Source organism: Cutibacterium porci (genome assembly GCF_009696315.1).
In the GTDB taxonomy this organism is placed as follows: Bacteria; Actinomycetota; Actinomycetes; order Propionibacteriales; family Propionibacteriaceae; genus Cutibacterium; species Cutibacterium porci.
On sequence record NZ_VUMG01000001.1, the window covers coordinates 418,100 to 429,857 of the forward strand.

General features: G+C 60.7%; 8 protein-coding genes. 3 read left to right on the forward strand and 5 right to left on the reverse strand.

Translation table 11 applies throughout. The features are described from left to right. Positions 1-10 precede the first annotated feature (10 nt). From FYJ43_RS01745 to FYJ43_RS01760, 4 genes are all read right to left on the reverse strand, one after another. Positions 11-430 carry a DoxX family protein gene (locus FYJ43_RS01745; RefSeq protein ID WP_154561406.1) on the reverse strand — a complete coding sequence of 140 codons (420 nt, stop codon included), beginning with the start codon at positions 428-430 and terminating at the stop codon, positions 11-13. Positions 431-965: 535 nt separating this feature from the next. Next, positions 966-1,973 carry a dihydroorotate dehydrogenase-like protein gene (locus tag FYJ43_RS01750; protein WP_154561408.1) on the reverse strand — a complete coding sequence of 336 codons (1,008 nt, stop codon included), beginning with the start codon at positions 1,971-1,973 and terminating at the stop codon, positions 966-968. A gap of 23 nt (positions 1,974-1,996) precedes the next feature. Then, positions 1,997-5,611: a pyruvate:ferredoxin (flavodoxin) oxidoreductase gene (nifJ, locus tag FYJ43_RS01755; protein WP_154561410.1), complete on the reverse strand. Its 3,615-nt coding sequence runs from the start codon at positions 5,609-5,611 to the stop codon at positions 1,997-1,999. Between the two features lie 15 nt (positions 5,612-5,626). After that, a complete protein-coding gene (locus tag FYJ43_RS01760; RefSeq protein WP_154561412.1) occupies positions 5,627-7,444 on the reverse strand; it encodes an NAD(P)-binding protein in 1,818 nt (605 codons plus the stop codon). 253 nt (positions 7,445-7,697) lie between these two features. On the opposite strand from FYJ43_RS01760, the gene FYJ43_RS01765 reads away from it, so the two are divergent. After that, positions 7,698-8,015 (forward strand): thiamine-binding protein, encoded by a 318-nt coding sequence (locus FYJ43_RS01765; RefSeq protein WP_154561414.1) that lies wholly within the window; start codon positions 7,698-7,700, stop codon positions 8,013-8,015. 10 nt (positions 8,016-8,025) lie between these two features. Here FYJ43_RS01765 and FYJ43_RS01770 read toward each other — a convergent pair whose 3' ends face one another. Continuing rightward, positions 8,026-8,691, reverse strand: a complete 666-nt coding sequence (locus FYJ43_RS01770; protein ID WP_195839883.1) for a FadR/GntR family transcriptional regulator — start codon at positions 8,689-8,691, stop codon at positions 8,026-8,028. A gap of 527 nt (positions 8,692-9,218) precedes the next feature. Here FYJ43_RS01770 and FYJ43_RS01775 point away from each other — a divergent pair. Then, positions 9,219-10,907 carry an L-lactate permease gene (locus FYJ43_RS01775; RefSeq protein ID WP_154561418.1) on the forward strand — a complete coding sequence of 563 codons (1,689 nt, stop codon included), beginning with the start codon at positions 9,219-9,221 and terminating at the stop codon, positions 10,905-10,907. Positions 10,908-10,949: 42 nt separating this feature from the next. Beyond that, a complete protein-coding gene (locus FYJ43_RS01780; protein ID WP_154561420.1) occupies positions 10,950-11,756 on the forward strand; it encodes a (Fe-S)-binding protein in 807 nt (268 codons plus the stop codon). The last annotated feature ends 2 nt before the right edge of the window (positions 11,757-11,758 follow it).

Here is an 11,758-nt window from a genome sequence, read left to right on the forward strand (position 1 = left end):
TCGTAGCCGATCAGTCTTCGCGGGTGCCCTCCAGAGCTAGGCCTACCAGGATTGGCTGGAAGAGCAGGCGAATCGCGCGTTTGCGGTCGTCATCAAGGCCGAATCCATCTTTGTGCTCGACAAATTGGCCAACGTTACCGGGGAAAATTGCGGCGAAGAAAGCGGCTGCGCTGCGTCCCCAGAATTTCTTGTGACGGCCTGACAATAGACCGGTTCCCAGGATGATCTCGGCAGCGCCGGACAGCAAAACAACCGTGTCGTCGTCCATGGGCACCCAATCTGGAACTTGAGCCTGAAATTCCTCACGGACGAAGGTGAGGTGTCCAACACCCGCGTAGGCCAGCAGACCACCCACTCCAAGTCGGCTCAGGGTGCGCAACGGATGGCGCTTCGACGGTGAAGGAGCGGTGAAGTGTGATGAGTGGGACATTGATCCTCCTGATGGATGTGACCGAAACCGGTACTCAACCGATGGTAGCTCGTGGAAATCCTGTCAGGTTTTCGCCTCAGGGGCTGGCAACAGTGGCAGGGGATTCCGCATGTAACCCATATGCCACAACTGGTCGGTGGGCTGCTTTGGCCGGTGGGCTGCTCTGATCGTCGTTGGCTGACCGGATCCGCCAACGAGAGCCCCCTTTGTGACAGCGAGTGGCTTTGACGTGCCGCGGGTCGGATCTGGATGCTGCTGTGGCAATCCGGTTGGTGATCGTTGAATGAGCTACCTCAGGTGGCAGCCGACGCTATTGGTAACCCGATTACCACACCAGGCTGAGCAGGGGTTGCCGCTGTGTGCGGTTGAGCGGACTGAAACGGTGCGCGGGCGAGGCTAGGTTGCAGCTCAAGGGTGCTTGGAACGCGCATCATCTAACACAGCCGTGCCGTTGCGGCCGCTGTGTTCGTCGATCCGTGGCAGGCATAAAATTAGGGGCCGGTGACAATTGTCATCGGCCCCGTGAGGATCGGGATCAAGACCCGTACGTTGCTTTAGCCTTCTCGAGGGCTGCAACGTAGCCGTTACGCTCATACTCAGCAGTCGACGCATCACTGGGAATGGCGAGCATTCCACGAAGTGTATCGAGGTCGACCTCTTTGCGCTGCAGGTAGGATTCCAGCCCTTTCTGCAATTCTGCTGCGTACTCGGCGCCGTGGCGCACCAACGCTGACGTGGTCATGACAACGTCAGCTCCAGCAAGCAGGTACTTGACGACGTCGTCGGCGGTCTCAACACCGGAGGATGCAGCCAGAGACGCGTCAATGCGGCCCGACAACGCAGAAATCCACGTCAATGGCAGGCGAGCATCGGTCGGGGACGACAGCCACACGCCGGGCTCCACCTGCATTGTCTCGACGTTGATGTCAGGCTGCATGAACCGGTTGAACATCACGAGGGCATCGGCACCAGCGGCATCTAGCCGAGTCGCCATATTGCCTAGAGCCGAGAAGAACGGTGACAGTTTGACGGCAACTGGCACGCTCACAGCATCCTTGACGGCTTGGGCGATCTCGACGTGACGGTCCTCGACTTCCTCGGCGGACTGTTCCAGATCGCCGGGCACCATATAGATATTGCACTCGATGCCTGCCGCACCGGCGTTTTCCATCCGCTTGGCGGTATCGACCCACCCGCCGTTTGTCGCGCCGTTGAGGGACCCAATGACGGGGATGTCAACGGCATCGGCGCTGGCCTCAAGGTGGGCGAGGTAGCGGTCGGTGATGCCTCCCTCATTGCTCGCCACGGTCGGAAAGAAGCTCAGCGATTCGGAGAAGGAGTCCATGTACTCCAGCTCGAGCTCGGCTTGCCGAGCCTCCTCGTGCCTCACCTGCTCTTCGAACAGGGAGTACATGACGATGGCTCCGACCCCAGCGTCAGCGAGGGCCTTGACCCCGTCGACTTTCTGCTGGATGGGGCCAGCGGAGGCAACCAATGGCGACCTCAGCGTCAGCCCCATGTACTTGGTGTGAAGATCACTCATGACACGTCATTCCTTCGTGGCTATCAGGCGCGGTTGGATGAAGCGGCGAACTCGGACATACGGGCGTCGACGGCGAAGTCTTCGGCAGTGCGGGATGCCATCTCGGCGTATTCGGAGTACCGGCGCTCCACCTGGCGTTGACCCAAATCCAGCATACGTTCGGCCTCTTCAGGATGAGCCTTCTGAAGCATCCGGTAGCGCAGTTCGAGCTTGGTGTATTCCCGCCACGTCTGGTCAGGCTTGGGCGAGTCGAGCAGGAACGGGTTGCGCCCCTCGTCGGCCAGCACTGGGTTATAGCGCATCAGCGGCCAGTGTCCGCAGTGGACCGCCTTGTACTGCTGGTCGAGGCCATTGCGCAGGTCGTAGCCGTGGGCAATGCAGTGGCTGTAGGCAATGATGAGGCTCGGGCCAGGATAGGCCTCGGCCTCGCGGAAGGCCCGCAAAGTTTGCTGCGGATCGGCGCCCAGGGCCACACGGGCGACGTACACCGACCCGTAGGCGATGGCCTGTAGGGCCATGTCCTTCTTAGCGGTGGGCTTGCCAGCTGAGGCGAACTTGGCGACGGCACCCAGCGGGGTCGATTTCGACGCCTGACCACCGGTATTGGAATACACCTCGGTGTCAAGGACGAGGACGTTGACGTCACGGCCAGAGGCGAGCACGTGGTCGACGCCACCGGAGCCGATGTCGTAGGCCCAACCGTCACCGCCAATGATCCATACCGACCGGCGCAGCAAATGGTCGGCGACACTCATGAGGTCGCGCACTGCCGGGGTCTGTTCCAGGTCGGCGAGCTTGGCTTGCAGTTCCTGAACGCGGCGTTGCTGGCTTTGTAGGTCGTGTTCGGTCAGCTGCGGGGCGTGCAACAGATCCTCGACGAGTTCCGGGTCGAGCTGATCCGCCACTTCCTGGAGGCGACGCTTGGCCAGGTCGGTCTGGACGTTGGCGGCCATACGCATACCGAGGCCAAATTCGGCGTTGTCTTCGAACAGCGAGTTCGACCATGCCGGGCCACGTCCGGACGCATTCTTGCCCCACGGGGTTGTTGGCAGGTTGCCGCCGTAGATGGAGGAGCAGCCAGTGGCATTCGCCACCTCAGCGCGGTCGCCGAACAGCTGGGTGATGAGCTTGACGTACGGTGTCTCGCCACATCCTGAGCATGCTCCGGAGAACTCGAAGAGAGGCTCCAGGAACTGGGTTCCTCGTACCGTGGCAAAGTCGACGCGGGAACGGTCATTAACGGGGATCGTCTCAAAGAATTTCACGTTTTCGCGCTGGACGGTCTTGTCGAGGTGCTCTTCAAGGTTGATGGCCTTGCGGTCGGGTTCGCCGACCGGATGCGCCGGGCAAGCCTCGACGCACAGTCCGCAGCCGGTGCACTGATCGGGGACGATCTGCAGGGTGTAGCAGGATTCTGGTAGGCCGGCGGCATTGAGCTCGGCGGACTGGAAGGATTCCGGGGCACCTTCCAACTGGGACTGCGGGTAGTACTTGGCGCGGATGACACCGTGCGGGCAGACGAAGGCGCAGTTACCGCACTGGATACAGGCGTCGGGCTCCCAGGTGGCGATGACGTCAGACAGGGTGCGCTGCTCGTACTTCGTGGTTCCGGCCGGGTAGGTGCCGTCGTCAGGTAGTGCCGAGACGGGTAGCAGGTCGCCGAATCCTTCGATCATTCGGGCGGTGACAGTCTTGACGAAGTCTGGGGAGTCCTCGCGCACGGCTGGAATGAGGCTGTGGTCGGCGGTCATGTGGTCGGGGATAGTGACTTGGTGCAGATGCTCCAAGGAGGCGTCGACGGCCGCGTGGTTCATCTCGACGATCTTCTGGGACTTCTTGCCGTAGGTTTTCTGGATCGAGTCCTTGATCTTGGCGATGGCCTCATCCTTGGGAAGCACACCAGATATCGCGAAGAAGCAGGTCTGCAAAATAGTGTTGGTGCGGTTACGCAGACCCACCTTGCGGGCTACGGACAGAGCGTCGATGGTCCACAGGTCGAGGTGCTTGTCGAGGATCTGACGTTGCATGGTGTCGGGCAGCTTGTCCCACACCTCATCGGCGTCGTAGGGGGAGTTCAGCAGCACCGTGGTGCCTTCGCGAGCCATCGTCAGAACGTCGATGGACTCCAGGATTCCCCAAGCATGAATGCCAATGAATCCGGCCTGGCTGACCAGGTAAGGAGCCTCGATCGGTTTGGGTCCGAAACGCAGATGGGAGGTTGTACGCGATCCGGATTTCTTGGAGTCGTAGACAAAGTAGCCCTGGGCGTAGGTGTTGGGGTCTGATCCAAGGATTTTGATGGTGTTCTTGTTAGCGCCGACAGTGCCGTCGGAACCCATGCCATAGAACACTGCGCGAATCGTCTTGGGATCCTCAATGTCGAGCGGCTCCCACGGCAAAGAGATGCCGGTGACGTCGTCGTCGATACCGATAGTGAAGCGCGGACGCGGGCTGTCCAGTTCGAGTTCAGCGGCGATCCCGGCCACCATCCCGGGGGTGAACTCCTTCGACGAGATGCCGTAGCGGCCCCCCGAAACAATTGGCATGGAGTTGCGGGTGCCGCGGGAGTGCGCTTCGGATAGGGCAGTCAGCACGTCCAGGAAGAGGGGCTCGCCGTTCGAGCCGGGCTCCTTGGTGCGGTCCAGAACGGCGACGGCGCGGGCCGTCTCCGGGATGGCCTTGACGATCTCGGCGGCTGGGAAGGGACGGAACAGGTGCAACTCGACGAGGCCGAGCTTATGTCCTTGGGCGTTGAGGTGGTCGACGGTGTGCTCGATGGTGCGGGCGCCGGAGCCCATGCACACCATGACTTCAGTGGCTTCGGGGTCGCCGTGGTATTCGACGATGTGGTACTGCCGTCCGACGACCTGGGCAAACTCGTCCATGAGGGACTGGACGATGCCCGGCACCTTCTCGTAGTACTTGTTCGCGGCCTCACGAGCCTGGAAATGGGTGTCCGGGTTCTGGGCAGTACCGCGAATGAACGGGTGAGCAGGGGATAGGGCACGATCTCGGTGGGCGTGGACGAGGTCGTCAGTGATGAAGTGACGAATATCGTCGTCCGAGAGCATCTCGAGCACGTTGAGTTCGTGGGAGGTGCGGAAGCCGTCAAAGAAGTGAATAAAGGGCACGCGGGAATGCATCGTGGCGGCCTGGCTGATGAGAGCCAAATCGTGGCATTCCTGTACCGTTGACGAGCACAGCATGGCGAAGCCGGTCTGACGGCAAGCCATGACGTCTTGGTGGTCGCCGAAGATAGATAGGCCTTGGGCTGCTAGGGAACGCGCGGCGACATGGAAGACCGTGCTGGTGAGCTCGCCAGCGATCTTGTACATATTCGGAATCATGAGCAGCAGACCTTGGGAGGCCGTGAACGTGGTACTTAGCGCGCCGCCCTGCAGGGCACCATGCATGGCACCAGCGGCACCACCTTCGGACTGCATTTCCATGACGGTGGGGATGTCTCCCCAGATGTTTTTGCGCCCAGCGGCAGACCATTCGTCGGCGGTCTCGGCCATCGGGGACGATGGGGTGATCGGATAGATCGAGCACAGCTCGTTACAGCGGTAGGCGACCGAGGCGGCGGCGGTGTTGCCGTCGGCAATGGTACGGACGCGGGAGTCAGAGCTATTTGCCATGGTCAGTCCTCCTTCTCAGTTCTCGGAGTCGACGGTGAACTTCAGTGAAGCTGACCGTTGTGGATTGGGTTCAGGACGCACCGCCCAGCCGGGGGTGGGGTTGCCCGATCCTGGCACGGTGGCCGGGTCGGTGCCTTCGGAGATCATGTCGATGGCATGGACGGGGCACTGGTCGAAGCAGGTGGCGCATCCGGTGCATTTGTCGTAATCGAATTCGTAACGGTGGCCCTTACCGAGCTTGATAATGGCGTCTTCGGGGCAGGAACCGTAGCAGCCGTCACATTCAAAGCAGTTACCGCACGACAGGCATCGGCCAGCCTCAAAGTGGGCTTGTTCGTCGGTGAGTCCGCCGACGACCTCGTCGAATCCGACGCGCTGAGTTGGGTCGAGTTCGGGCTGGTGACGACGCAGGTGGTCGCCGAAGTACCACAGGTTGAGGTCGTTGAAGCCCACCGTGGTGTTCTTCGCGGCTGGGTAGCCGGACTGACGGTTCAGCCACAGATCGATTTGACGGGCAGCGCGCTTGCCGTGGCCGACGCCGATCGTCACGGTGCGTTCGGAGGGGACGGTATCGCCGCCGGCGAAAATGCCGGGGACGTCGGTCATGAGCGTTGAGGGGTTGACATCGACGACGTCGTTGCGGAACCTCATACCGGGCATCTTGTGCAGGAAGCCGGTGTCTGCGTCCTGTCCTACGGCAAGGATGACAGTGTCGGCCTCGAGCTTTTCGTAGCGTCCAGTGCCGCGCGGCTTGCCGTCGTCGTCGAGTTCCATGACCTCGACGGTGAGGTCGTCACCGACGTCGGTGATGGTGCGCAGCCAGTTCATCTGTACGCCCTCGCGTTCGGCTTCTTCGCGCTCTTCGGCGTGGGCAGGCATCTGGTCGGCCGTGCGTCGATAGACGACGATGGATTCTTCAGCGCCGAGGCGCTTGGCGACGCGGGCGGCATCCATGGCGGTGTTGCCGCCACCATAGACGGCTACCCGCCGTCCGATGAGGGGTTTTTCACCGGCGGCGACGTTGTGCAAGAAGCTGACTGCATCGACCATCCGGGATGCGTCGACAGTCGGGATGTCGACGCGCTTGGATAGGTGGGCACCAATGGCCACAAAGACGGCGTCGAAACGTCCCTTGGCTTTCTCTTCCATAAGGTCGTTGACGGGGTGGTTGAGGACGATTTTGATGCCGAGGTCGGTGAGTCGTGCCACTTCGGCGTCAAGGATTTCACGCGGTAGGCGGTATTCAGGGATGCCGTAGCGCATCATGCCGCCGACCTTGTCGCCTGCGTCGTGAATTTCAACTTCGTGGCCGAGCATCGCCAGGTGGTATGCGGCGGACAGGCCGGCTGGGCCTGCGCCAATGATGAGGACGCGGTGTCCGGAAGGCTCGGTGGGTTTGGTGAACTTCCAGCCCTTCTCAATGGCGAGGTCACCGAGGTACCGCTCGACGGAGTGGATCGAAACGGCTCCATCGAGTTCGGCACGGTTACACGCCACCTCGCACGGGTGGTAGCAGACGCGCCCGTGGATGGCAGGGAAAGGGTTGTCGGCGGTGAGCTGACGCCAAGCCTTCTCTTCTTCGTGGGCCTTGATGAGGCGCAGCCACTCCTGAATGTTCTCGCCAGCTGGGCATCCAGCGTTGCACGGGGGGAGCATGTCGAGGTAGACGGGTCTGCGGGTACGGGTTGGGGTGACGCGACCGGTGGTGCGGGCCAGGTCCGGACGTGCAGTGATGTCCTGGGTTTCCCTGATGACGTACCCGTTGGGGTTGGTGGTGTCACTCGTCATAGTCTCGGCGCTCATACCTAGCTCTTCCTGTTGGAAATGCGGCATTTCAGGTTACGAATGTGGGGCTCACAAGCGAACCTGGAGCCGATGGTAGTCCACATTTGAAAGGTCGTGCATGTAAGGGTGTGAGAAATGAGATTTGGTGCAGGAATGTTTTCTTAAACAATTGGTTGCAAAAATCCAATTATGAACTATTTCTGTGTCGTAAATCAGTGGTAGTCCGGGCGCCCAGAACACTCTGTGCTCCTGGCAGGGTAAGGGCGGTGGACTCCCCGATCGATGGTGCAAGACTGGAGTCATGATCGTTGCTTTCAGTCTTGTTCCCAGTGGTGGTCGAGCTTCGCGAGAGGACGGCGGCGTCGCGGATGCCGTTGCTGCTGCCGTAAGGGTGGTTCGCGATTCCGGGCTGCCTAACCGCACCTCGTCGATGTTCACCGAGATCGAGGGGTCGTGGGACGAGGTTATGGACGTCGTCAAGCGGGCGACTGAGGCGGTTGCCGAATATGGCACCCGAGTGTCGCTCGTCCTTAAGGCCGATATTCGCCCTGGGCGTACCGGCGAGATGACGGCCAAGCTCGAGCGGCTCCAGGGGGAGTTGGATAAGCAGCAGAGGTGATGGCGACCCATCAATCCTTGCCAATGAGCAACGTCTCGTAAGCATTGCGGATGTGCGCTTCGGTGACTTCGGCGGCTCGCTCGGAGTCGCCGTTCTCGATTGCGGCGAGCATTTCTTTGTGGTCGTTGACGAGACCTTCGCGCCACGTGTCCCAGCCGATGAGGGAATGCTCGGCCTTGAGGATGGGTAGGTGTACGGCCTTGCGAATGGCCACCGTCAGGTTGCTCATGAGGCGGTTGTCTCCGGCCTCGGCGAGGGCGACGTGAAAGGCAGTGTCAAGGCTGTTGAAGGAATCTGGCTGCATGGCGTCATGCATCTGGGCAAGGATGTCACTCGCCCGCGCCAAGGGTTCCGGGGCCCGCACCTTCGCCGCTGCGGCGCAGGCGGCTTTTTCGAGCGCCACGCGAGTCTCGGTGAGATCGGCGAACGAGACGACGTCGAGGGCTAATTGCAGCCGAAGGATGCGTCCCATGGCGTCGGAGGGTCGGGCGTCGACGCGGGTTCCATTGCCGCGCCCTGTCCCTGACGACAAGATCCCCTGGGCTTCCAAGGCTCGAATGGCCTCCCGAACTGCCCCTCGACTGACGCCAAGCGACGTGGCGAGTTCGCGTTCAGGGGGAAGGCGGGAGCCGTTGACCCACCGTCCGGCGAGGATTTCGTCGTCGATGTGACGCATGGCGACCGAGAACCCTCCCGTTTTTGAGCCGGTGCTCGACTGCGTGGCCGCTGTCGGTCGTCCAGTGTGTGAGTCTGGCTGACCGGAGTCGGCGTCGCGGGTCTGTGTCATGACTGGGGTCCTCGTCGCAGAAGTGATGTGGTGGCATCAGCCGTTTATTTTATGTCCACCCCATGAATAGCGGGTGATCTCACGGTATTTCGACGTTTCCCCTCTCGGTGTGGAGCGGGGTCATTGCGGGCTGATTTTTAAGGGTGGCAGTAGCTCTGAGGTGTCAACGCTAATGGCCTATTTATGGGGTCAGCGAGAAGGCCTCGGGGTGTGAGGTAGAAATACCGACGACGTGGTCGATAGGTTAGGCAAACCTTAATTATGCACAAATGACTGTGAAATTGGCGACGAATTGAACGGAAGTGCTTGACGACTATCGCAGAATGGTCCTACCGTATTATTGGTCGGACCAAATCGGTTCGACCTTGCCAGCGGTTAGCCGACCGTAGGCAGTAGTTGAACAACGGAGTTCTTCGATGGCTCTTCTCCAGACCTTCACCCCATCGGCCAATCCGTTGGGGGCACAATGGCTGTCAGCCCTCTTGGCTGTCCTGCCAGTGCTGGCCATGCTCATTACTCTTGGCGCGCTGCGTTGGAAGGCGCACCTGGCCGGCCTCTTGTCGTGGGGTATCGCCCTCATCGTGGCGATTACCGCCTTCCATATGCCGATTGGTATGGCGGTTTCCTCAAGCATCCAAGGCTTCCTGTACGGGCTGTTCCCAATTTCGTGGATTTTGTTGGGCGCCATCTGGATGTATCAGGTGACGGTCATTTCCGGCCGTTTCGACGACTTGCGTCGCACCTTCTTCCTTATTAGCGATGACCCGCGTGTGTTGGGCATCCTTATCGCCTTCTGTTTTGGTGGTCTGCTCGAGGCCTTGGCCGGTTTTGGTGCCCCCGTTGCCATTGCGGCTGCCATGCTGATCGCCATTGGTTTCGGCAAACTGCGCGGTGCCGTCACAGCCCTCGTTGCGAATACCGTTCCGGTCGCCTTCGGTGCCGTTGGTCTGCCGGTCCTCATGGCCGCCAAGACCAGTGGTTTGGACGTCGCGACGGTGGCTCCGGTCACCGCCCGAGTCTGCGCGGTACTGTGCCTCGTCGTCCCCTTCCTCATGCTGGCGATCATGGACGGTCGCAAAGGTATTCGCGAATGCTGGCCATTTGGCCTGTTCGTCGGTGTTGTTTTCGGTGCGACAAAGATCATTGTCGGAGGCACCCCGGTCTACAACCTCACCGAGATTTTTGCTGCCGTCGTCACAGTCGCCCTGTCCATGCTCTTCCTGAAGGTGTGGAAGCCCACAGGTGGTCGCGAAGCCGCTGCGCGTATTGGCATCCCGATGGATCCGGCCATTGAGACAGAGCCGGTTGAGGCTCAGGAGGTTGACACCTCTGATCTTTCTGGCAACCGCATCTTTATGGCCCTCGTTCCCTACATCCTCGTCATCGTGGTCTTCGGTATCGCTGCTATCCCCGCTGTCAAGGAGGGGTTGAAAGCCGCCGACGTCGCGATGACCTGGCCTGGGCTGTCCGGGCTTCTCGCTACCGGTGGCAAGCCTGCTGCCCATCAGGCCTACACCTGGCAGTGGTTGTCACAGCCGGGCTTCTTGCTTGCCGTAGTCGCACTCCTCGTTGGCGTCATCTACCGCGTGTCCCTTTCTGACGTTCTCAAGGAACTGTGGGTCAACACCAAGAAAATGAAGTTTTCGATGCTGACCATCGGGTTGGTCGTTGCCCTGGCCTATGTCATGGGCGATTCTGGTCAGACTCTTGCCCTTGGCATGTTCATTGCTGGTGCCGGAGCGGTCTACCCGTTCCTCGCTCCGATCCTCGGCTGGATCGGGACCTACGTCACCGGGTCCGATACCTCCGCCAACATTCTGTTTTCCGGCCTGCAAAGCAGTGTGGGGCAGCAAGTCGGCGCTGGGTCGTATCTTGGTGTTGGCGGTATGCGGCATTTGCTGGTTGGTGCGGGAGCATCCGGCGGCGTCGTCGGCAAGATGATCTCCCCGCAATCGCTGACTATCGCGGCCACCGCGATCGGCTTAGCCGGTGGCGAGTCGGTTATCCTGCGCAAAGTTTTCAAGTTCTCGATCATCCTTCTCGTCCTGATGTGCATCATCGTCGGCCTGATGTCGACGCCGGTGCTCGGATGGATGGTCCCCTGAGTCTGCTGACGGTTGACACCGCCTGGCATCCGTTCATCATCGATGGAGGTCATTATGACAACCACTACGAGCCTGGGAACTAGGGCGGCCTCGCCCGGCCTGCCGGGGGCCGGAATGACCGTTGGGTTGTTCATCACGTGCATTAACGACGTGATGTTCCCTCAGACGGGCATCGCCGTCACGACGTTGTTGGAGCGCCTGGGCTGCACGGTTGAGTTTCCGCGTGAACAGACCTGTTGCGGCCAGATGACGACCAATACCGGATATTTCGACGAGGGTATTCCCACTGTCCGTCAGTATGTGCGAGCCTTTGGAGACTACGACTACATCGTCGCTCCGTCGGGGTCGTGCGTCGCAGCAGTGCGGGACCAGCATCCGATGCTCGCCGAGCATGCCGGCGATTCCGGTCTCGCTAAGGAGGTTGAGCACACCAGTCAGCGCACCTACGATCTGCCGGAATTCCTCGTCGATATTCTCGGCGTCACTGACGTTGGTGCATACTTCCCACACCGGGTGACGTATCACCCGTCGTGCCACGGTAAGCGGCTGCTGAACCTTGGAGATCGCCCTTACGAGCTGTTGCGTCACGTCAAGGGCATGACGTTGGTCGATTTGCCGATGGCTGAGCAGTGTTGCGGGTTCGGGGGCACTTTCTGCATCAAAAACCCCGATATGAGCGCGGCCATGGCCAACGACAAGGCCCGCCACGTCCGCGAGACCGAAGCCGAATATGTCGTTGCCGGCGATAACTCCTGCCTGATGAATATCGGCGGGGTGCTGTCGCGGCAGAACTCGGGCGTCAAGCCAATCCACCTTGCCGAGATCCTCGCCACCACTGAGGAGGACTGACC

Bases quoted from the DNA above. Each gene is read 5' to 3' on its own strand.
- FYJ43_RS01745 (WP_154561406.1), bottom strand. From the start codon at position 430: ATGTCCCACTCATCACACTTCACCGCTCCTTCACCGTCGAAGCGCCAT.
- FYJ43_RS01770 (WP_195839883.1), bottom strand. From the start codon at position 8,691: ATGCGTCACATCGACGACGAAATCCTCGCCGGACGGTGGGTCAACGGC.
- nifJ (WP_154561410.1), bottom strand. From the start codon at position 5,611: ATGGCAAATAGCTCTGACTCCCGCGTCCGTACCATTGCCGACGGCAAC.
- FYJ43_RS01780 (WP_154561420.1), top strand. From the start codon at position 10,950: ATGGAGGTCATTATGACAACCACTACGAGCCTGGGAACTAGGGCGGCC.
- FYJ43_RS01760 (WP_154561412.1), bottom strand. From the start codon at position 7,444: ATGCCGCATTTCCAACAGGAAGAGCTAGGTATGAGCGCCGAGACTATG.
- FYJ43_RS01750 (WP_154561408.1), bottom strand. From the start codon at position 1,973: ATGAGTGATCTTCACACCAAGTACATGGGGCTGACGCTGAGGTCGCCA.
- FYJ43_RS01775 (WP_154561418.1), top strand. From the start codon at position 9,219: ATGGCTCTTCTCCAGACCTTCACCCCATCGGCCAATCCGTTGGGGGCA.
- FYJ43_RS01765 (WP_154561414.1), top strand. From the start codon at position 7,698: ATGATCGTTGCTTTCAGTCTTGTTCCCAGTGGTGGTCGAGCTTCGCGA.